This is a genomic window from Streptomyces anthophorae (genome assembly GCF_049310305.1).
Taxonomy (GTDB): domain Bacteria; phylum Actinomycetota; class Actinomycetes; order Streptomycetales; family Streptomycetaceae; genus Streptomyces.
In genome coordinates this window covers 8,972,034-8,992,644 of the sequence record NZ_JBLWQQ010000001.1, presented here as the reverse complement: position 1 = coordinate 8,992,644, position 20,611 = coordinate 8,972,034, and the positions used below count along the sequence as shown (strand labels likewise).

The following is a 20,611-nucleotide window of genomic DNA, read 5'->3' as shown; positions in this document are numbered from 1 at the left end:
GGGTCCTTGTGCAAGGTGTCCTTGAAGGTAGCGGGGTCCGGTAGAGCGGCGGTAGATCCGGGCGGTGCCGGCCGGCCGCCGTTCACAGCGGCGGCGGGGCCAGGGCGCCCGGGCCCATCCGCAGGCTCAGGCACGCGGGGAAGAACGCGCTCCAGGCGTGTCCGCGCCAGCGGACGTACGCGGTGAGGTCGCTGCCGAGGCTCGCGGCGCGTTCGAGGAGCTTGCCCGCCTCCGCGTTCCTGCCCTCGTACAGGAGGATGCGGCTGATCTCGTGCAGGGCGAAGCACTGCAAGCCGTCGTCGCCGGTCTCGTCCGCGATCCGGGCGCTCTCCTCGTAGGCCTCCAGCGCGTCGTGGGTGCGTCCGAGTCCGCGCAGGGCGCGGCCGAGGTCGCCGAGGCCGACCACCAGGGCCGTGCGGTCGTCGGCCGCGCGGGCCAGGGCGAGATGCGACCGCTGCACGGTGAGGGACTCCTCGTACTTCTCCGTCTCGGTGAGCGCGTCCGCGAGGCAGTACAGGGTGCGCCGCTCCCCCTTGGCGTCGGCGATGTCGCGCCAGATGGCGAGCGCCGCGTCCAGGCACTGGCGCATGTGGTCGAGCCTTCCGTGCAGCCAGTACACGGCTGCCAGGTTGTGCAGCCCCTGGGCCTCGCTCCTGCGGTCGCCGAGCCGACGGGCCGTGCGGATGCCGAGTTCGCCGAGGCTGCGCAACTCCCGTGCGCGGGCGTACGGGTACAGGTACCAGTGCAGGAGTCCGATGAGGCGGACGGCGTGGCGGGCCGCGTCGTCGGACACGGTCGCGGCGTGCGTGATGGTGGCGATGAGGTTGGCACGCTCGCTGTCGAGCCAGGCCTCGGCCTGCCCGAGGTCGTCGATGCGGACCGGTGTCGGGTCGCCGGCGCGGCGGGCGAGGCCGGGCGGCACCTCCAGGTGGGCCACGGCGCATCCGGTGGTGGCGGCGTAGAAGCGCAGGACGCGCTCCAGGGCCCCGGTGCGTTCGGCCTCGGGTTCCTCGGCGCACACCTCGCGGGCGAACAGGCGGAGCAGGTCGTGCATCTGGTAGCGGCCGGGGGCCGTGCTGTTCAACAGGTGGGCGTCGACGAGGCGTTCGAGGGCGTCCTCGGCGCGGGCGGCGGGGACGCCGAGCAGCGCGGCCGCTGCGGGCAGGCTGGTGCTCGATCCCGGGACGACGCCCAGAAGCCGGAAGGCGCGGGCGGCGGCCTGGTCGCTGGGGTGGGCGCCGTGGCACAGGGCCTGGTAGCCGGCGTGGAAGCTCGCGCGGACCGAGATGTCGCCGACGCTGATCTCGTCGAGGCGTCCCTGGGCGTCGCCGAGCCGCTCGACGAAGGCGCTCAGCGGCCAGCTGGGACGGGCGGCGAGGCGGGCGCCGACGATCCGCAGGGCGAGCGGGAGCCCGCCGCACATCCGGATGATCGCGTCGGCCGCCTCGGTCTCGGCACCCACCCGGTCCGCGCCGAGCAGCCGCTCCAGGAGCGCCATCGCCTGGTCGTGGAAGAGCACGCCGAGGTGCAGATGGCCGGCCCCCTCCAGCGTGGTGAGCATCTCGCGGCTGGTGACGAGGACGGCGCAGCCGGGCCCCGCGGGCAGCAGGGGGCGCACCTGTTCCACGCCCGCCGCGTTGTCGAGGACGACCAGGACACGCCGGTCGGCGACCATGGAGCGGAACGCGGCGGCCGCTTCCTCCGTGTTCGTGGGCACGGCGACGCGCGGCACGCCCAGCGTGCTGAGGAACCGGCCGAGCACCTCCCCCGGTTCGAGGGGGGTGAGACCCGCGGTGGCGCCGTGCAGATCCACGTAGAACTGTCCGTCGGGGAAGCGGTCGGCGAGGCGGTGCGCCGTGTGGATGGCCAGGGCCGATTTGCCGACGCCGCCCGTGCCGTCGATCGCGGCGATGGCGAGGCGGCCGCGTCCGGTGCCGCCGAGGATCTCCTGAAGGACGGACACCTCGCCCGTGCGGCCGAGGAACTCGCCGGTGGCGTGCGGCAGTTCGCGGGGGACGCGGGCGGCCGTCCCGGCGGGGGCGCGGGCGGCCTCGGCGGGCTCGCTCTCGGGCGGTTCGGGTTCCAGGAGGAGGGTCGTGTCGCCGGTGAGGATGCGCTGGTGGAGGTCGCGCACCGCAGGACCCGGTTCGATGCCCAGGTCGTCGGCGAGGCGTCGGCGCAGGTCGCGGTAGGCGCTCAGGGCGTCGGCCTGGCGACCCGATCGGTACAGGGCGAGCATGAGGCGACCCCGCAGCGCCTCTCGCAGGGGGTGTTCGTCGGACAGGGCCTGGAGTTCGTCGAGTACCGCCTCGTGGTGGCCGAGCCTGAGGCGCGCCTCGATGAGGAGTTCGCGGGCCTGGGTGTGCGCGGCGAGGAGGCGCGCGGTCTCGGTCTCCACCGCCGGGGTCGGCGGCACATCGGCGAAGGGGGTGTCGTGCCACAGGTCGAGGGCCTCGGCGAGCCGTTCGGCGGCGGCGTCGGCCGCGTTGCGGTCGAGTTCGCGTTGGGCTTCCTTGACGAGGTCGGCGAACCGGTGGGCGTCGACGGCGCCGGGTTCGACGACGAGCCGGTACCCGTGGGCCCGGTAGCCGTGCACATGCGTGACCAGGACGTCACCGGAGGCGTCGCCGAGCGCGCGGCGCACCCGCGAGACGTAGCCCTGGAGCAGTTTGTGGACGCTCTGCGGCGGGTGCGGGCCCCAGAGTTCCTCGACCAGCCGGTCGGTGGAGACGAGCTGGTTGGACTCGCACAGCAGGACGGCCAGGAGCATGCGCCATTTCGCCGGCGCGAGCGGCACCTGTGCGCCGTCACGCCACAGGCCGAGCGGCCCGAGCAACCGATACCTCATGACCTCGCGTCACGTTCCGTTTGCCGTCGCCCCGCCCTGTCGGCCGGGCGGGGTGGACCCCGATTGTGGGGCGAACCCGGGTTCGGGGCAAGGAAGTTCACCAGGGGACGTGAACATCGCGGTCGAGTTCGCCCTTGAGCTCGCGGATCAGTTCCCGTGAGTCGTCCCGTGACAGCGCGCGGGACAGGATCAGCTGGAAGGCGCGCCGGTGCTCCCCGATCCGCCCGGCGTCGACCGTGGTCCGTGCGCCGAGGGAGGACTCGCCACACAGCACGTCGGGCTCCTCGTCGAAGCCCATGAGCCGGAAGGGCGGCAGCGCCCCGGGGTGGCCCGGCACATCGAGGGGAAGCACGTGGAGGTGGATCCGGGGCAGGGCGCCCCGGTCGACGAGGTGCCCGAGCTGCCCGCTCATCACACCCGTTCCGCCGACGCGACGGCGCAGGACGCCCTCGTCGAGGAGCACCAGCAGGTGCGGCGGCTCGCGCCGGTCCAGGATGCGCCGGCGCCGGGCGAGACCCGCCAGACGCAGTTCGGTCCGCGGCGGCGGGTCGAGAGGGCGGGCCGTGGCGTCCAAGGCGCGTGCGTAGTCGTCCGTGCGCAGCAGTTCGGGGACGGCGGCGGAAGCGAACTCGTGGATGACGGCGGCCCGTTGTTCGAGTTCGGCTAGGTGCGGGGCGCGGGCCGGGCGCGGCGCCGCCGCCCCGTGGGGCAACCAGGCGACGGTGCCGTCGGGCCCCGGGGCGGCCCACGCTATCGGCGTGCGCGGGCCGGCCGCCGGGGCCTCCCCCGTTCCGGAGCGCACGCGGCTGAGCAGGCCCCATGCGTACGCGTCCGGGTCCGCGGCACCGGTCAGGGCCGCCTCGACGCAGGCCCGCGCGCCGTCCTCACTGACGCTGGTGCCGCAGGGGCCGTGCTGGTGGCGGCTGCCCGCGACCCGGTGGATGTCCCACCGGTAGACGCTCGGCCGCGGTGTGTTCATCGGGCCCGCCGCGCCGCATCGCCGCCGTCCAGGGCGAGCGTGCACCAGGTGGTCTTGCCCCGGCCCGGTTCCCTGCGCGAGCCCCAGGCGGAGGCGACGGCCTCCACGAGCTGCATCCCGCGCCCCTGTTCGTCCTCGGGCCCCGCCGTGCGCAGCGCGGGGCGGACCGGCGAGGAGTCGGTGACCTCGATAAGCAGCCGGTTGCCGAGGTGCACCACGTTCACGGAGACAGTGGTGTCGGTGGTGTGCACGACGGCGTTGGTGACGAGTTCGCTCACGAGCAGCTCGCCGTCGTCGACGGCGCCCGGCGGGCATCCCCAGGAGGTCAGCGCGGCGAGCACCGCCGCGCGCACCCGGACGACCTCCGCGGGGACCGCCCGGACGTGCCGGTGCAGTTGCCGGCCGACGCCGAGGTCGCAGTCGGCGCACGGGCGCCGGGTGCTGGAGTACGCGTACGGGCCCGCGACCAGCAGAGGCGTGCGGGGTCGCGCGGACGTGCCTTTCGAGGAACCCATGACCCTCCCCCTTGAGGTGCCGCCGCTTCGGGCGGTGTGGCTGCGTGCAGCGTGCACGGTGGGGGGAGAGCGGCGGTACAGCGCCGGTAGGCGGGCGGGGAGCCGGCCGCGGACAGCCGGATCCCCACGCCCTCAGTCCTTGTAGTCCGGCGCGATCCGCTCCACGAGGCGCAGCAGCGCGCCCCAGGCCAGGTCGTACGCGATGTCGTCCTGGACGTCCGAGGACGCCTCGCCCTCGCCGGTGAGCTGCTGGGCGGTGTACTCGCAGACCTGCTCGGAGGGGATGATCAGCTGTCCGCCCGCCTGGGCGGTGACCTGGATCTCGCAGGCCTTCTCCAGGTAGTACATGCGCAGGAACGCCTGCTTGGCGCTCTCGCCGACGGTCAGCAGGCCGTGGTTGCGCAGGATCAGCGCCGGGTGCGTCCCCAGGTCGTCGACGAGGCGCTTCTGCTCGTCGAAGTTGAGGGCGACGCCTTCGTAGTCGTGGTAGCCGACGCGGTTGTGGAACTCCATCGACATCTGGTTGACGGGGAGCAGCCCGCCCTGCTGCGCGGCGACGGCGCAGCCGGCCTTGGTGTGGGTGTGCAGCACGCAGTGGGCGTCGGGGCGGGCCTTGTGGATCGCGCTGTGGATCATGAAGCCGGCCGGGTTGACGGGGTGCGGGCTCGGCTCCACCGCGTTGCCGTCGAGGTCGATCTTCACCAGGTTCGAGGCGGTGATCTCCTCGAAGAGCAGGCCGTAGGGGTTGATCAGGAAGTGGTTGTCCGGACCCGGGAGGCGCTGCGAGATGTGCGTGAAGATCAGGTCGGTCATGCGGAAGTGCGCGACCAGGCGGTAGACGGCGGCCAGTTCGCGGCGCAGGCGCAGCTCTTCCTGGGCGGCGTCCTCGGCCGTGACGGGGGCGCTGAGGGTGTCGGTCACGCGAGGGCTCCTTGGGTCTGGGTCGTGGGGTCCACCACGGGGGTGTTCGGGCGTCCGGTGGTCCACCAGGCGATGACGTTGCGCGCGGGTTCGGTGACGTAGGCGCGCAGCGAGGCGTCGGAGAGGAAGGCGCTGTGCGGGGAGAGCAGCAGGCGGGGGTGGCTGCGCAGGCGGTCGTCCGGGGCCGGGGGTTCGACCGGGAAGACGTCGAGGGCCGCGCCCGCGATCCGGCCGCTGTCGAGGGCGGCGAGCAGGGCGTCCGGGTCCACGAGGTCGCCGCGCGAGACGTTGACGAGGACGCTGCCGGGGCGCATCCGGGACAGGAGGTCGGCGTCGACCATGCCCTGGGTCTGCGGCGTGGACGGGACGTGCAGGGAGAGGATGTCGGCCTGCTCCACGAGCGTGTCCAGGTCGAGGCGTTCGACGCCCGCGGGCCAGTTCGTGGCGCGCGGGTCGTGGGCGGCGATCCGGCCGAAGAGGGGCCCGGCGATGCGGGCGAGGGTGCGGGCGATGCGGCCCATGCCGACCAGGCCGAGCGTCAACTCGCTCGTCCGGCGCGGCACTTCGTGCAGGTCGGTGCTCCAGCCGCCGGAGCGGACCACGGCGTCGGCCTGCGGGAGGCGGCGGGCCAGGGCGAGCGACTGGGCGAGTGCGTGCACGGCGACGTCCTCGGTCGCGGCGCCCGGCAGGTTCGCCACCCACAGGCCGCGCCGCTCCGCCTCGGCGATGTCGATCATGTCGTAACCGGCGGACATGGTGGCGAGCAGCCGCACCGTGGGCAGGCGGTCGAGCAGGGCCGCGTCCACGCGCGCGTACCCGACGATCAGCGCGTCGGCGTCGTGCGCCGCGGCGGCGATCGCCTCCGGGTCCCGGCTTCCGGCGATCCGCACCTCCCAGCCGGCATCGGCGAGGAGACGGACGCCCGGTGCGGGGTCCAGCTCCTCGGTGTCGGTGATCACGACGACGGGTCGCGGCACACCATCCTCCAGGGCCATCAGAAATGATTCGGTCGACTTACAGGAGTCGAACTTACGTTTCGACTGCCATGCTTGTCCAGACCGAACGAGACGGTCGCCCTCCCGGTGACCGACAATGAGCGGGCGTCCGGCCGGGCGCGCACCGGACCACCAAGGGGAACAGCACGTGGATCTCGACGAGACCGACCTGGGCATCGTGCGCGAGCTACAGGGCGACGGCCGCCTCACGTACGAGACGCTCGCGCAGCGGGTGGGCCTGTCCCGGCCCGCGGCACGGATGCGCGTACAGCGGCTCCAGGAGTCGGGCGCCGTACGGGTCGTGGCGATCGTGCACCCGGCCGTGCGCGACCTGTCGGCCTCCGCGCACCTGGCGATCGACACCGAAGGGCCGGCGGGCCCGGTGGCGCGCGCGATCGCCGAGCTGCCCGAGGCGCCGTTCGTGACGCTGACCAGCGGGCGGCGGGCCATCATGACGGAGCTGCGCACCGCGGGCTTCGGCGCGCTCGACCGGACCATCGAGCAGATCCGCGCCCTGCCGGGCGTGCGCGCGGTGGACGCGCTCGTCGCGACCCGGCACGTGAAGGACCCCTACCTCCTCACCCGGGAGCCGACCGTGAGCGCGCTCGACGCGACGGACGAGCGGATCCTCGCCGAACTGGAGGACGACGGCCGCCTGGCCTTCGCGGAACTCGCGGCGCGCGTCGGCCTGTCCGCGGGCGCGACCCGCGCGCGCACGCTGCGCCTGCTGGACGGCGGGGTCGCCAAGGTGGTGGCGCTGGTCCGCCCCGACGTGCTCGGCATGGGCTACCTGTGCGGGTTCAGCCTGCGGGTGGACGGTGCGGCGGCGGAGGTCGCCGACCGGGTGGCCGCCTTCGACCGCGTGACGTTCCTGTCGACGTGCCTGGGCGGCGCGGAACTGGTCGGCACCATCACCGCCGAGTCGTTCGCGGCGGTGCGCACCACGCTCGAGGACATGCGCGGACTGCCCGCCGTCCGCGAGGTGGAGAGCTGGCTGCACCTGGAACTCGTCAAGGAGAGGTACGACTTGGGGCCGCGCACGGACTGACCGACCGCCCCGTACCGGGGTGCACAGTCGATACGGAACCGGATGGGCGATTCAACTTTACAAACATTCCTCGCCCAACCCTCTGGTCAACCAGGCGTTCGCTATCTATGGTTCAGCGAGCCGAATCGTCTGTCGGCGCACCCCCGTACGTTCCCGGTCGAAAGCAGCCCTGCCATGCCCCGCTCCCCCGAGCACACGCTCCTCGTCACCGGCGCCGCCGTAGCGGCCGCCGGCACCACCGTCCGGGCCGAGGCCCTCGCCGTGCGCGGCGAGCGCATCGTGCACGTCGGCACCGTCGAGGAGGCCCGCGCCGCGCTCGGCGGCCGGGTCGACGAGGAGCTGCGCCTCGACGGAGGCCTCGTCCACCCCGGCTTCGTGGACGCCCACTGCCACCCGGTGATGTACGGGCAGGCGCTCGCCTGGGTCGATCTGCGGCCCGAGCGCGTGCCGGACATCGACACGTTGGTGGAGGTGCTGCGCGAGGCCGCCCGCGAGCTGCCCGCGGGCGTCCCGATCCGCGGCTTCGGCTACGAGCACCGTCGGCTCGCCGAGGGCCGCCACCCCAGCTGCCACGACCTGGACCGCGTCGCCGAGGACCGCGAGGTCTACGTCATGAACGCCTCCGGGCACGGCGGCGTCGTCAACTCCCGCACCCTGCGCACCTGCGGCATCGACGCGAGCACCCCCTCGCCCGAGGGCGGCACCATCGGCCACTTCGCCGACGGCGAGCCCGACGGTCAGCTGTGGGACGGCGCCTGCGACCTGCTGACAGGACCGGCCGGCGTGAAGATCGGCAACCACGGTCCGAACTTCCACCTGTCCGAGCCCGACGAGATCATGGCCGACCATCTGCTGCGCGCCCAGGAGGTGTTCCTCGCCGCCGGTGTGACCACGATCGGCGACGCGCAGGTGTCGCGCCGCGAGATGGAGACGTATCTGCGGGCGCACGCCGACGGTTCGCTGCGCATGCGCGTCTCCGCCTATCTGACCTCCGCGCTGCTCGACACCGCGCTCGAACTCGGCGCGGTGCGCGGCTTCGGCGACGACCGGTTCCGCATCCAGGGCGTCAAGTTCTACGCCGACGGCACGCTCGGCGGCTGGACCGCGTACTTCCCCGAGGGGTACGCCGCCGACTGCTGCCACCACGGGCAGCTGTACCACTCGGTCGAGGAGTACACGGAGATCGTGCGGCGCGCCCACGCCGCGGGGCTCCAGACCGCGACGCACGCCCAGTCCCCGTACGCCATCGGCATGGTGCTCGACGCGATCGAGAAGGCGCAGGCCGATCGGGAGCGGCCCGGCATGCGGCACCGCATCGAGCACTCGGGGCTTCCGACGGACGAGCAGATCGAGCGGATGGGCACGCTCGGCGTCGTCCCCGTCATGCAGCCGCAGCACCATCTGCGCACCGGTGACGGCACGTTGACCGCGATCGGCGACATGGGCCACCGGTACAACCCGGCGGGGCGCTGCGCCGGGGCCGGGGTGCCGGTCGTGTTCTCCTCGGACGCACCGGTGGCTCCGCCCGCGCCGCTGGAGGCGGTGTCCGCGGCGGCCACCCGGCGCACGGTGCTCGGCACGGTGCTCGGTGACGAGTCGTTGCGGTTGCCGGTCGAGGCGGGGTTGCACGCGCACACCGCGGCCGCGGCGAGCGCGCTGCACCGTGAGGATGCGGTCGGTTCGCTCGCGCCCGGCATGCTCGCCGACTTCTGCGTCCTCGATGCCGATCCGTTGACCGTGCCCGCCGAGGAGTTGGCCGGGATCCGCGTCCGGGAGACGTGGATCGGCGGCGCCCGGGCGTGGGCGCGCGGCGCGTAGCGGGTGTCGTTGTGGCCGAGTCGTGGTGTGGCCGTGCCGGATGGTGCGCCACACCGTGGCTGGGCTCGCGCAGTTCCCCGCGCCCCTGAATGCCGCACCCACACCGCGCCCGACCGCATGACGCGCCCAACCGCGGTTGCGCTCGCGCAGTTCCCCGCGCCCCCGAAAGCCGCACCCACACCGCGCCCGACCGCATGACGCGCCCAACCGTGGTTGCGCTCGCGCAGTTCCCCGCGCCCCTGAAAAGCCCCCCACTCCCGTCCCCGACCGCACTCTTTCGCCGGAGGTCCCCTTGTCGGACCGCACCACGTCAGACCGTTCACCGCAGAGTCCGTTCAGGACGGCGTTCGCCGCTCTGTCCGGTACCTCCATCGAGTGGTACGACTTCTACGCCTTCGCCACCGCCGCGGCGATCGTGTTCAACGACGTCTTCTTCCCCGCCGACATGCCGACGGCCCTGAAGACGATCTCGTCCTTCGCGACCTTCGCCGTCGGCTTCCTGCTGCGTCCGCTCGGCGGCATCGTCTTCGGGCACATCGGTGACCGCGTCGGCCGCAAGAAGACGCTCGTCATCACGCTCCTGATGATGGGCATCGCCTCGTTCGCGATCGGTCTGCTGCCGACGTACGACCAGGTCGGCGTCCTGTCCCCGATCCTGCTGATCACGCTCCGCCTCATCCAGGGCATCGCGATCGGCGGCGAGTGGGGCGGCGCGGTGCTCATCGCCGTCGAGAACGCGCCCAAGGGCAGGGCCACCTTCTTCGGCTCGTTCGCCCAACTCGGTTCGTCCGTGGGTGCGTTGCTGTCGACCGGCATGTTCAGCCTCATGAACCTGTTCGGCGAGTCCGCGTTCAACAGCTGGGGCTGGCGCGTGCCGTTCCTCGCCTCCGCGGTCCTCGTCGTCATCGGCCTGGTGGTGCGCACCAAGCTGGAGGACTCGCCGGTGATGGAGGACATCCACGCCGCCGAGGCCGAGAAGGAGGGGCCGAGCCGGCTGCCCGTCGCCGAGGTGCTGCACAAGGACTGGAAGACGGTCCTGACCGGGGTCTTCGCGCTGGCCACCGCGACCGGCGGCTACTACGTGGTGACCAGCTATCTGCTCTCGTACGGCACCGAGTCGCTGCACCTGTCGGAGTCGATGCTGCTCAACGGCCTCTCGCTGGCCGCGTTCCTGGAACTGGTGGTCACCCCGCTGCTCGCGCTGCTCGGTGACAAGGTGGGCGCGCACAAGGTCGTCGTCGCGGGCCTCGCCGGGGTCGTACTCCTGTCGATCCCGCAGTTCATGGTGCTCGGCGGCGGCAGCGTCGTGCTGATCTATCTCATGATGCTGGCGATGCGCCTGGTGATGTCGGCGTTGTACGGGCCGATGGCCGCGATCCTGGCCGACGGCTTCGCCCCGCACGTGCGCTACACCGGCATCTCGCTCTCCTACCAGGTCTGCAACATGATCTTCGCGGGCTTCGCGCCGGTCACCGCGGTCTGGCTCTCGTCCCTGGCCGGCGGCGCGTACTGGCCCCCGGCCGCCGCGCTGATGGTGGTCTCGGCGATCGGCATCTGGTGCACGCTGCGGCTGCGCGTCCACTTCGAGCGCCGGGTCGCGGCCGAGTCCACGGCCGCGACCCAGGAGACGGTGCCCGCCTAGTAGCGCTGGGCCTTCGCCACACTCGCCTTGAGGTGCGGCTCGGGGGGCTTGGTGCTGATCGCCAGCGGTTGCGCCCTGTCCCCCGCCTTCAGGTCCTCGGCTCCGACGACCTTGGTCTCGACGACCTTGCCGTCGGAGTCGCTGAAGTCCACCTGCACGGCGTACGAGGCGGTCTTGTCGGTGGTGTTGGTGATGTGGACGACGACGGCGCGCACGCCCTTCGTGTCCGCGAGGCGTTTGCCGGTCAGTTCGACGTCGCGCACCGCGTTGCCCTGCCCGTCGGCCTTGTCCAGCTGCTTGGTGAACTCCTGGCGCTTGCGCTCCAGATTCGCCGAGACCGAAGCCTCGAACTCGCTGGCCCGTGCCGAGGCCGACTTGGCGGCCTCGGACGCCGAAGCCTTGATCGACTCCTTCTTCGACGCCAGCGCCGAGGGCGGCGTACCGGAGAACCTCGACGCGTCCGGGGAGCTGGCCGAAGCGCTGGCACTCGCACCCGTGTCCTTCTCGCTGTCGGAGCCGCATGCCGCGAGCGCCAGCACACCCACCAGCGCGCAGGCGAGCGGCGCGACCGTCCTGTGCCCGCGCATCAGAACCTCAGCACCGCGGCGACGCGCCCGGCGTCCGCGAGGGTGTCGTCGGGGACGAACACCACCTCGGCTCCGGTCTCCAGGGCGGATTCGACGACCTCGTCGACGATGTCGTGCACGGCGTCGAGATCGTCGTCGGCGGCCGGTTCCAGGTGGCCTTCGCCGGCCCGCACGGTGATCCGGTAGTTCTCCTCGACGACGAGCCGGCGGATCCGCCCGTCCTGGGCCTCCTGCCACACCTCGTCCACGCCGGCCGCGTACTTCTTCTCGCCGCGCGCCTGCTCCAGCTGGTCAAGGGCCTCGGCGACGGCGAGCCGCGCCGCTTCATCCCGGGCCGGGGCCACCGCCTGCGCCACCTCCTCGGGGGTGCCCTGCGCGAGGCCGCCGACCGGCACCTCGATCGCGCCCTGCGCGGCGCTGCCGACCTCTGTCAGAAGCGTGAGTGCGGCCGGTTCCCCGGTGACGTAGAGGGGCCTGGGTTCCTCGCCGAGCACATCGCTCAGCTCGGTGTCCGCGTCCCGGAAGAACTGGCGGGCCTGCTCGTCGCGGAAGGTGCTGGGCAGGTCGCCGATGCGCTCCTTGCGTTCGGCGTCCGGGTCGTCGAGGCTGCGGGTCAACGGGAAGCCGTGCTCCGTGTTCTCGGTGACGCGCTCGCCGCGGCCGTCCCACAGGGTGATCCGGTCGGCGGCCAGGGCCAGCACCCAGTAGGGGCGCCGCGCGGCGTCGGCTGCGACCAGGTTGCGGGTCAGGAAGGTGTCGGCGACCACGACCCGTTCGGGGACGCCGCGGTCGACGGCCCAGGCCTGGTGCTCGCCCGGCGCGGCGAAGACCACGAGGCCGTCGCGCGCATGGGCGAGGTCGATCTCCTGGACCGCCTCCCGCAACTGCGCGAGGACGTCCTCCTGCCGTTCCTTGGTCACCGCGGGATCGGCCGCCAGCTGGCGTTCCGCCTCGCTGACGAGGTTGCCGAGGCGGACCGGGTCCTGGCTGTTCTCCGGTCGACGCCGATGGGTGGGCATCGCCAGGGACACGGCGGGATAGGTGCGCGGCTCGCGCAGCTCTCTGAGGATCACCGGGGTCAATGAGGAGTGCATGGCTGCTTGTCCTTCTTCTGAGACGGCTCGCACCATGCTGCCCACAACTCGCACAATCGGCCATTTGGGATGGACAGGCCGTGACGCTCGAAAGCACCTAAAAGGTGCAGTCATCAACGTATGGGTAGAAAACTGTTCTCCGAGCGTTCCAGCTCCCCCGCACCGCAACCGAAGGGGACGTGATGGAGCAGCAAGGCTCTACGGACTCCCAGACCTCCCCACCGCCCGCCAAACTGGCCCTGTTCACCCTCACCACCATGGTCATCGGCTCCATGGTCGGCGCCGGGGTGTTCTCCCTCCCCGCACGCTTCGCCGAGCAGACGGGGGTGGCGGGAGCGCTCATCTCCTGGGCGATCGCCGGTACGGGCATGCTCATGCTCGCCTTCGTCTTCCAGTCCCTCGCCGTGCGCAGGCCCGACCTGGACGCGGGCGTCTACGCCTACGCGAAGGCCGGCTTCGGCGAGTACGTGGGATTCTTCTCCGCCTTCGGCTACTGGGCCAGCTCCTGCGTCGGCAACGTGACGTACTGGGTGCTGATCATGTCGACGGTCGGCACGATCTGGTCGGGGCTCGGCGAGGGCGACACCGCGCTCGCCGTGATCCTCTCCTCCGTCGGCCTGTGGGCGTTCTTCCTGATGATCCGCCGCGGCGTGAAGGAGGCCGCGGCGATCAACAAGATCGTCACCGTGGCGAAGGTCGTGCCGATCATCATCTTCGTGATCCTGGCGCTGGTCTTCTTCGACCCGAGCGTGTTCGCCGAGAACTGGGGCGGCGCCGACTACGCCGGATCCCTGTTCAGCCAGGTCAAGGGCACGATGCTGGCCACCGTCTTCGTCTTCCTCGGCGTCGAGGGCGCCAGCGTCTACTCGCGGCACGCCAAGCGCCGCGAGGACGTCGGCAAGGCCACGATCCTCGGCTTCCTCAGCGTCTTCGCCATCTTCGCCTCCGTCGTGATCGTCTCCTACGGGATCATGCCGATGAGCGAGATCGCCGAGCTGCGCCAGCCGTCGATGGCCGGTGTCCTGGAGAACGCGGTCGGCACTTGGGGCAAGGTCTTCATCAGCGTCGGCCTGATCGTGTCCGTGCTCGGCGCCTATCTGGCGTGGACGCTGATGGCCGCCGAGGTGCTGTTCGTCGCCGCGAAGGACGACGACATGCCGCGCTTCCTGCGCCGCGCCAACGCCGCGGACGTGCCGGTGCCCGCCCTCCTCATGACCACGATCCTGATCCAGGTCGTGCTCGTGGTCACCGCGTTCTCCGACGACGCCTTCAACTTCGCGCTCGATCTGACCAGCGCGCTCTCCCTGATCCCGTATCTGCTCGCGGCCGGGTTCGCCGCGAAGATCGGCATGCGTCCCGATCCGCTCACCACCGGCGGCCGCACCTCGAACCGAGAACTGACCATCGCGTGCGTGGCCGTGATCTACACGGCGTTCCTGCTGTACGCGGCGGGGCTGAAGTTCGTGCTCGTCTCGCTGATCTTCTACGCCCCCGCCACCATCCTCTTCGTGATGGCCCGACGCGAGCAGGGCCGCCGCCTGTTCTCCCCTCGTGAGTTCGTCATCCTCGCGGTCTCCGTCATCGGCGCGGTGCTCGGCATCGTCGCCCTGGCCGCCGGCTGGATCAGCCTGTGACCGCCCCGTCCCATCCTCTCCCCGGGAGGCACCCCGTGACCGAGCCCGACAGCCCCACTCCCGCCGCGTACGGCGTCCACTCCGAGGTGGGCCGGCTGCGCAAGGTCCTGGTCTGCGCGCCGGGGCTCGCGCACCGCAGGCTGACGCCGACCAACGCGGACGATCTGCTCTTCGACGACGTGATGTGGGTGGAGAACGCCCAGCGCGACCACGCCGACTTCGTCAACAAGCTGCGCGGGCGCGGCGTCGAGGTCGTCGAGCTGCACGAGCTGCTCGCGGAGACGATGGCGGTCCCCGGGGCCAGGTCCTGGCTCCTGGACCGGAAGATCGTCGCCAACCAGGTGGGGCTCGGTCTGATCGACGACACCCGCGCGTTCCTGGAGGGACTCGATCACCGGCAGCTCGCCGAGTACCTCATCGGCGGTCTCGCCACCACCGACCTGCCCGACGACTACCGCTCCCCGTACGTCTCGCTGGCCCGCGAAACCGCGGGCGTGCGCGAGTACCTGATGCCGCCGTTGCCCAACACGCTCTACACCCGCGACACCACGTGCTGGCTCTACGGCGGCCTCACCCTCAATCCGCTGTACTGGCCCGCGCGGCACGACGAGACGCTGCTGATGAAGGCGGTCTACGAGTTCCACCCGGACTTCGCGGGCTCGACCGTGTGGTGGGGCGATCCCGAGCAGGACTGGGGGCAGGCGAGCTTCGAGGGCGGCGACATCATGCCCGTCGGCAAGGGCGTCGTCCTGATGGGCATGAGCGAGCGCACCTCGCGGCAGGCCATCACGCAGGTCGCGGCCTCCCTGTTCGAGAACGGGGCCGCCGAGCGCGTCATCGTCGCCGGGATGCCGAAGCTGCGCTCCGCGATGCACCTGGACACCGTCTTCACCTTCGCCGACCGCGACATCGTGACGCTGTATCCGAAGATCATGGACGCGGTGCACACGTTCTCGCTGCGACCGAGCGACAAGGCGCCCGGCCTGGAGATCACCGACGAGGGCTCGGCCGCGTTCACCGACGTCGTCGCACAGGCCCTCGGCATCGGCGACCTCCAGGTGATCGAGACGGGCGGCGACGTGTACGCCTCCGAGCGCCAGCAGTGGGACAGCGGCAACAACGCGGTCGCCCTGGAGCCCGGCGTGGTCTTCACCTACGACCGCAACACCCAGACCAACACGCTGCTGCGCAAGGCGGGCGTCGAGGTCATCACCATCGTCGGCGCCGAACTCGGCCGCGGTCGCGGCGGCGGCCACTGCATGACCTGCCCCATCAGCCGGGACCCGCTCGACTACTGAGGCGGCCCCCGGACCGGTACCGTCGACGGCATGGAGAAGGTCGCGCTCCATCCGCTGCTCCGCGCGGTGGCCCTCGTCGTGGCCGCGCTCGCCACGCTGACCGTGTGCGTCACGGCCACCGTCCGCGGCACGCTGCTCGACCCCGGCTTCCACGCCGCCGTCCTCGACGAACAGCACGCCTACGACCGGCTCTACAACGAGGTGCTGGTCGATCCGAAGGCGTCCCCGGTCACCCGCGACCTGCTGGCGGGGCTCGCCGTGCCGGAGGCCCAGATCACCTCCAACCTCAAGCTGGTCCTGCCGCCGGACACGCTGCGCGACCTGACGCGGCAGCAGATCGACGCGGTGGTCGGCTATCTCAACGGCGACCGTGACGACCTGCGGCTCGTCGTCGATCTGCGCCCGGTCATCGCCAATCTCGGCGACCTCGCGCACACCTACTTCGGCGATCTCGTCGCGGGCGTCCAGAACCGCTCGGAGCCGGACTTCGACCGGTTCCGGGAGACGCTCGCCGACGAGGCCCGCGAACTCGCCGCCGGGCGGGCGCCCGAAAACCTGCCGCGGCTGCCGCTGTCACCGGACCAGGCGGACCGCGTGGCCGACGCGCTGCTCGCCCTCGTACCCGCGAGGGAGCGCGCGGAGCTGCGCCCGGAGATCGAGACGGCGCTCGCGGACGGCGACGTCGGCACCGCGCTCGCCGCCGTCGCCCCGGCCACCGTCACGGACCGCGTCCAGGGCGCGGCGACCCAGCTGCGGGCGCTGGTCGACGGCGGCACCTGGGACCTCACCGACACCCTCAAGGCCTCCGGCAACGACCTGTCGGGGCTGCGCGAGGCGCGCCCGTACACGGCGGTCGGCCTCGGGGTGCTCGAAGTCGTCGCGGCGGCGCTCCTGTTGCTGTCCCTGGCCGCGCTGTGGCTGCTCGGTCCGCCGCAGCCGGGGCGCCGGCTGATCCTGCTCGGCATCCCGCTCGCGGCGGGCGGCGCGCTCACCGCGCTGGCCGCCTGGGTGACGCGCCTGGTCACCGACGGACGGCTCGTCGCGCCTCCCGATTCGTGGCCGCCGAGCCTGGCCCGCCTCGTCGACGACGTGCAGCGCGCCGCCGTGGGCCACCTCACCGGCACCGCGCTGTGGGCCGCGCTCGTCCCCGTGCTCGCGGGGGCGCTGCTCGCCGGTGTCGGCCTGCTCATGCGGACCGGGCTCGCGGGGCGGGCGCCGCGGGTGGCGCGCGAGCGGCTCGGATCGCCGCGGCGGGCGGTCGGCCTGGGGTTCGGCTCCGCGTGCGTGGCGGTCGCGGGAATGGTGCTGATGCCGCTGGCCGCCTCCCCTGCGGCGGCCCGCGAGTGCCAGGGCAGCACCGAGCTGTGCGACCGCCGTTACGACGAGGTCGCGTACCTGACCATGCACAACGCGATGTCGACGACCGCCGACCACTTCATCGGGCCCCTCCAGGACCCTCACATCAGCACGCAGCTGGACCACGGGGCGCGCGCCCTCCAACTGGACACCTATCGCTGGGAGACGCCCGAGGAGATCACCGGGCGCCTCGACGGCTCCGAGTTCACCGCCGAGCAGCAGGCACTGGTGCGGTCCGCGGTCAACCGGGTCAACCCGCCGCGCAAGGGTCTGTGGCTGTGCCACTCCGTGTGCCGGGCGGGGGCGATCCCGCTGGTGCCGACGCTGCGCGAGATCGGCGACTGGATGAAGGACCACCCCCATGACGTGGTCACCCTGATCGTCCAGGACGCGATCTCCGCCAAGGACACCCGAAGGGCCTTCAGGCAGGCCGGGTTGGACAAGCTGGTGCACCGGCCGGACGCCGACCCGGCGAAGCCGTGGCCGACGCTCGGCGAGATGATCGACAGCGGACGGCGTCTGGTGGTCTTCGCCGAGAAGGCGGACGACGCGGGCTCCTGGTACCGCAACTTCTACCGGTACGGCATGGAGACGCCGTTCGCCTTCCGCTCCCCCGACCAAATGAGCTGCGTCCCGCACCGCGGCGGCGACGACAAGCGGCTGTTCCTGCTCAACCACTTCATCACCAACAACGGCGGCAGCCGCATCGACGCGGGCGAGGTCAACGCCCGCCGGTACGTACTCGACCGGGCGCGCCGCTGCGAACGCGAGCGCGGCAGGCCGGTCAACTTCGTCGCGGTCGACTACTCGACGATCGGCGACGCGCAGGGAGCGGTGGACGCGCTCAATGCGGGCCGGTGAGGCGCTGCGCCGAGGAGTTGTCCAGTCGGGACGCTTGGAGCCCGTGTTCATGCCGGCAGGCGCCGTTCCGTCTACTGCCGGGCAACGCCCGCGCCGTCGGCGCTCCCCTGCGAGTGGGTGCCCCCAACGGGTGACAAGCCCGGCGTGTCCACGGGGCCGAACGCCGCGGTCGTGCACGGGACGTTGCAGTCTGCCCGGAAAGCAACGATTACGAACGGATGATCCGACTATCGTAAGGAACCGCATGGTGCCCAATATCGTCCGGGACCGCCGCCGCACCGGGATCCTCGGAGCGGTCGCCCTGACCATCGGCCTGGCCGCCGTTCCAGTCTCCCAGGCCCTGGCCGCTCCAGGCGACAACGGCGACATCAAGGTCCACAGCGCGGACACCCCGGTGGGCGACGAACGGGACGAGCCCCAGGTGTGCGAGTTCTACCTGGACGCCTTCGACTTCGATGGAGTGAAGGCCGTCTACTGGCAGATCGATGAGATTCCGCCCACTGGGAACGACACGGTCAGCCAAGGCGTACTGCGCGTCAACGACGACGGTTCGGCGCACACCGCCACGATGTCGCTGCCGGACGGTCACTACGGGGTGACTTGGCGGTGGGCCACCGAGAGCGGGCAGGCCAAGTCCAAGAACTTCAAGGTGGACTGCGGCGACAATCCTTCGCCGTCGCCGACTCCCGACCCGACGAAGACTCCGACCCCCGACCCCACGCAGTCCCCGACTCCCGACCCCACGAAGTCCCCAGCTCCCGACCCCACGAACACTCCTGACACGCCAGATGGCTCCGACACACCGGGCCGCGGCGATCAGGGAAGCCATCCTGTCGGCGGGGTCGACGCGGGTGGAGGCGGCCTGAGCCGCCCCGGATCCGCAGGCTGACCGAGGCCGCCCGGTGAAGCGATCCACCCCGAGTCCGGGTGGTGCCGGGTCCCGCAACACGCAGGACCCGGCACCAGCCGAACCAGGTTCAACGTCCGCCACACAGAGGCTGGTGCGGCCCACCGCACTGCTCCTCGCCCTGCTCATCATTACGGTGACGGGCTGGTCGCAGATGACGGGCTCGCAGAGCGAGCCCCCCGGCGAGCGGGGCGCGGCCTCACATGCACAGTCCCGGAGTGGGAGTACCGCCGCGCAGGGGAACTCCCGTTCCGGCACCACGCGGACTGTCCCGACCCGCATTGTCATCCCTTCCATCGGAGTCGACGCCCCCCTGGTGGCCATCGGCCTCGATCATCTGCGACGCCTGGAACCACCCCCACTCGACCGCCCCGACATCGCGGGCTGGTACAGCGGTGCGCCCGTCCCGGGGCAGAACGGAACATCGGTGGCCGTCGGCCACCTCGACACCCGCAAGGGTCCTGCCGTCTTCGCGCGCCTGAGCCGGCTTCGCCCCGGAGCCCGGATCGATGTCGCCCGCAGCGACGGAAACGTCGCACGCTTCGAGGTCGACAAGGTTCGCAGCTACGCCAAGAGGTCCTTCCCCACCCGAGAGGTTTACGACTCCACCGGACGCCCCGAGCTGCGCACCATTACCTGCGCCGGCGCGTATGGGGCCGACACCGGATACCGCGACAATCTGGTGGTGTACTCCCATCTCGTCGGACAGCTCTCCCACCCATCGGCGCGCTCCCGCCCGGGCCCGCCCCCTCCTTGAACCGACAGTCAAGTCCGTGAGCGAGTGATGCCCGGGACGGGACGCGTGATAGCTTCGCTGAGCCAGTCTTACCTTTGTGTGTTTTTCTACGCACACGGGTCAGGGAATCCGGTGCGAACCCGGAACTGACGCGCAGCGGTGAGGGTGACGGGCGGAGCCACTGCCACTGGGCCGGCACATCGGCCTGGGAAGGCGCTTCGCGCGGACGACCCCGAGTCCGAAGACCTGCTGGCGGCCTCCAGCGCCGCGTGGCGTGGGGGCGGACCGTAGGCCGGCTCCGCGTATGAGCCCTGGACGCGAAGGAACCTCCGTGCTGTTCGCACGTCAACTCCGCCGATGCGCCCCGCTGTTGGCGCTCACCCTGCTGCTGGCCGGGTGCGGCACGACCGCCGCCACCCGGGACGATGCCGCGAGCGGCGACGGTGTCACGCTCGACAACTGCGGCGAGAAGGTGCGGGTCGAGCACGCCCCGCGCCGCGCCGTCGCCCTCGACCAGGGCTCCGCCGAGATCATGCTCTCGCTCGGCCTGGAGGACCGGATGGTCGGCACCGGCACCTGGACCGACCCGGTACTGAAGAACCTGGCGAAGGCCAACGCGAAGGTGCCGCGCCTGGCCGACCGCTACCCGTCGTTCGAGAAGGTCCTCGGCACCGAGCCGGACTTCGCCGCGGCCTCGTTCACGTACACCCTCGGCAAGGGCGGCGTGGCGCCGCGCGCGGAGTTCGAGAAGCTCGGCGTACCCACGTACCTCTCCCCCAGCGACTGCGCGGGCAAGGACAACGGCGGCGACGGGGACGGGGTGCGGACCAAGGCCCTGGGGCTCGACGTCGTGTACGGCGAGATCCGCGACCTGGCGCGCGTCTTCCACGTGCAGAAGCGCGGCGAGAAGCTGATCGACACGCTCAAGTCCCGCGTCCGCACGGCCACTTCGGGTGTCGACGCGCACGGCGTCGACGTCCTGTACTGGTTCGCCAACTCCGACTCGCCCTACATGGCGGGCTGTTGCGGCGCGCCCGGCGTCGTCACCAAGGAGCTCGGGGCGCGCAATGTCTTCGACGACACGCGTGCGGAGTGGCCGCAGGTCAACTGGGAGACGGTCGCGGACCGCGATCCCGACGTCCTCGTCATCGGCGACCTGACGCGCCGCTCGCAGTCGGCGGAGTCGGCCGCGCAGAAGATCAAGTTCCTGGAGTCGAATCCCGTCACCCAGCACATGACCGCCGTGAAGAAGAAGCGGTACGTGCGCCTGAGCGGGCAGGCCATGAACCCGACGATCCGGACGGTCGACGGCGTGGAGCGCGTGGCCGCGGGGCTGCGCCGCTTCGGGCTCGCCCGGTGACGGCCCGGCCGG

General features: G+C 71.8%; 16 protein-coding genes and 1 riboswitch. Of the genes, 9 read left to right on the top strand and 7 right to left on the bottom strand.

Annotation, left to right across the window (positions count from 1 at the left end):
- Positions 1–82: 82 nt before the first annotated feature.
- The 5 genes from ACNYS0_RS41130 to ACNYS0_RS41110 all read right to left on the bottom strand — a co-directional run bounded on the left by ACNYS0_RS41130 (position 83) and on the right by ACNYS0_RS41110 (position 6,240).
- A complete protein-coding gene (locus ACNYS0_RS41130) occupies positions 83–2,848 on the bottom strand; it encodes an AfsR/SARP family transcriptional regulator (RefSeq protein ID WP_422481758.1) in 2,766 nt (921 codons plus the stop codon).
- A 97-nt stretch (positions 2,849–2,945) separates the two neighbouring features.
- Entirely contained in the window at positions 2,946–3,827 is an 882-nt protein-coding gene (locus ACNYS0_RS41125) for a DUF5753 domain-containing protein (RefSeq protein ID WP_422481757.1), read from the bottom strand.
- A complete protein-coding gene (locus ACNYS0_RS41120) occupies positions 3,824–4,342 on the bottom strand; it encodes an ATP-binding protein (protein ID WP_422481755.1) in 519 nt (172 codons plus the stop codon). Before ACNYS0_RS41120 ends, ACNYS0_RS41125 begins: the two co-directional genes overlap by 4 nt.
- A gap of 132 nt (positions 4,343–4,474) precedes the next feature.
- Positions 4,475–5,263, bottom strand: a complete 789-nt coding sequence (locus ACNYS0_RS41115; protein WP_422481753.1) for a class II aldolase/adducin family protein — start codon at positions 5,261–5,263, stop codon at positions 4,475–4,477.
- The gene (locus ACNYS0_RS41110; RefSeq protein WP_422481751.1) at positions 5,260–6,240 is read right to left on the bottom strand and encodes a C-terminal binding protein; all 981 of its coding nucleotides are present in this window, start codon (positions 6,238–6,240) and stop codon (positions 5,260–5,262) included. Before ACNYS0_RS41110 ends, ACNYS0_RS41115 begins: the two co-directional genes overlap by 4 nt.
- 166 nt (positions 6,241–6,406) lie before the next feature.
- Between ACNYS0_RS41110 and ACNYS0_RS41105 the strand changes: the two genes are divergently transcribed.
- The 3 genes from ACNYS0_RS41105 (at position 6,407) to ACNYS0_RS41095 (ending at position 10,766) form a co-directional block, all read left to right on the top strand.
- Positions 6,407–7,306 (top strand): Lrp/AsnC family transcriptional regulator, encoded by a 900-nt coding sequence (locus ACNYS0_RS41105; protein WP_422481749.1) that lies wholly within the window; start codon positions 6,407–6,409, stop codon positions 7,304–7,306.
- Between the two features lie 174 nt (positions 7,307–7,480).
- Positions 7,481–9,124 carry an amidohydrolase gene (locus ACNYS0_RS41100; protein ID WP_422481747.1) on the top strand — a complete coding sequence of 548 codons (1,644 nt, stop codon included), beginning with the start codon at positions 7,481–7,483 and terminating at the stop codon, positions 9,122–9,124.
- 292 nt (positions 9,125–9,416) lie between these two features.
- Positions 9,417–10,766 carry an MFS transporter gene (locus ACNYS0_RS41095; protein ID WP_422481745.1) on the top strand — a complete coding sequence of 450 codons (1,350 nt, stop codon included), beginning with the start codon at positions 9,417–9,419 and terminating at the stop codon, positions 10,764–10,766.
- Here ACNYS0_RS41095 and ACNYS0_RS41090 read toward each other — a convergent pair.
- Both ACNYS0_RS41090 and ACNYS0_RS41085 read right to left on the bottom strand, forming a co-directional pair.
- Positions 10,763–11,353 carry a hypothetical protein gene (locus ACNYS0_RS41090; RefSeq protein ID WP_422481743.1) on the bottom strand — a complete coding sequence of 197 codons (591 nt, stop codon included), beginning with the start codon at positions 11,351–11,353 and terminating at the stop codon, positions 10,763–10,765. The genes ACNYS0_RS41095 and ACNYS0_RS41090 overlap by 4 nt on opposite strands.
- Positions 11,353–12,447 carry a baeRF3 domain-containing protein gene (locus tag ACNYS0_RS41085; protein ID WP_422481741.1) on the bottom strand — a complete coding sequence of 365 codons (1,095 nt, stop codon included), beginning with the start codon at positions 12,445–12,447 and terminating at the stop codon, positions 11,353–11,355. Before ACNYS0_RS41085 ends, ACNYS0_RS41090 begins: the two co-directional genes overlap by 1 nt.
- Positions 12,448–12,629: 182 nt before the next feature.
- Here ACNYS0_RS41085 and ACNYS0_RS41080 point away from each other — a divergent pair, with 182 nt between their 5' ends.
- The 6 genes from ACNYS0_RS41080 (at position 12,630) to ACNYS0_RS41055 (ending at position 20,599) form a co-directional block, all read left to right on the top strand.
- Complete coding sequence (locus ACNYS0_RS41080) at positions 12,630–14,081, top strand: basic amino acid/polyamine antiporter (RefSeq protein ID WP_422481739.1); 1,452 nt, start codon at positions 12,630–12,632, stop codon at positions 14,079–14,081.
- 35 nt (positions 14,082–14,116) lie between these two features.
- Positions 14,117–15,379 carry an arginine deiminase gene (locus tag ACNYS0_RS41075; RefSeq protein ID WP_422481737.1) on the top strand — a complete coding sequence of 421 codons (1,263 nt, stop codon included), beginning with the start codon at positions 14,117–14,119 and terminating at the stop codon, positions 15,377–15,379.
- Between the two features lie 30 nt (positions 15,380–15,409).
- Positions 15,410–17,596 (top strand): phosphoinositide-specific phospholipase C-related protein, encoded by a 2,187-nt coding sequence (locus ACNYS0_RS41070; RefSeq protein ID WP_422481735.1) that lies wholly within the window; start codon positions 15,410–15,412, stop codon positions 17,594–17,596.
- Between the two features lie 244 nt (positions 17,597–17,840).
- Positions 17,841–18,485 (top strand): hypothetical protein, encoded by a 645-nt coding sequence (locus tag ACNYS0_RS41065; protein ID WP_422481733.1) that lies wholly within the window; start codon positions 17,841–17,843, stop codon positions 18,483–18,485.
- A 112-nt stretch (positions 18,486–18,597) separates the two neighbouring features.
- A complete protein-coding gene (locus ACNYS0_RS41060) occupies positions 18,598–19,260 on the top strand; it encodes a class F sortase (protein ID WP_422481731.1) in 663 nt (220 codons plus the stop codon).
- Between the two features lie 76 nt (positions 19,261–19,336).
- Positions 19,337–19,489: riboswitch (cobalamin riboswitch) on the top strand.
- Positions 19,490–19,543: 54 nt separating this feature from the next.
- A complete protein-coding gene (locus tag ACNYS0_RS41055) occupies positions 19,544–20,599 on the top strand; it encodes an ABC transporter substrate-binding protein (RefSeq protein ID WP_422481729.1) in 1,056 nt (351 codons plus the stop codon).
- The last annotated feature ends 12 nt before the right edge of the window (positions 20,600–20,611 follow it).

Excerpts from the sequence above, each read along its gene's own strand:
- ACNYS0_RS41130 (WP_422481758.1), bottom strand. The coding sequence starts at position 2,848 with ATGAGGTATCGGTTGCTCGGGCCGCTCGGCCTGTGGCGTGACGGCGCA.
- ACNYS0_RS41125 (WP_422481757.1), bottom strand. The coding sequence starts at position 3,827 with ATGAACACACCGCGGCCGAGCGTCTACCGGTGGGACATCCACCGGGTC.
- ACNYS0_RS41120 (WP_422481755.1), bottom strand. The coding sequence starts at position 4,342 with ATGGGTTCCTCGAAAGGCACGTCCGCGCGACCCCGCACGCCTCTGCTG.
- ACNYS0_RS41100 (WP_422481747.1), top strand. The coding sequence starts at position 7,481 with ATGCCCCGCTCCCCCGAGCACACGCTCCTCGTCACCGGCGCCGCCGTA.
- ACNYS0_RS41090 (WP_422481743.1), bottom strand. The coding sequence starts at position 11,353 with ATGCGCGGGCACAGGACGGTCGCGCCGCTCGCCTGCGCGCTGGTGGGT.
- ACNYS0_RS41085 (WP_422481741.1), bottom strand. The coding sequence starts at position 12,447 with ATGCACTCCTCATTGACCCCGGTGATCCTCAGAGAGCTGCGCGAGCCG.
- ACNYS0_RS41080 (WP_422481739.1), top strand. The coding sequence starts at position 12,630 with ATGGAGCAGCAAGGCTCTACGGACTCCCAGACCTCCCCACCGCCCGCC.
- ACNYS0_RS41070 (WP_422481735.1), top strand. The coding sequence starts at position 15,410 with ATGGAGAAGGTCGCGCTCCATCCGCTGCTCCGCGCGGTGGCCCTCGTC.
- ACNYS0_RS41065 (WP_422481733.1), top strand. The coding sequence starts at position 17,841 with ATGGTGCCCAATATCGTCCGGGACCGCCGCCGCACCGGGATCCTCGGA.
- ACNYS0_RS41055 (WP_422481729.1), top strand. The coding sequence starts at position 19,544 with ATGAGCCCTGGACGCGAAGGAACCTCCGTGCTGTTCGCACGTCAACTC.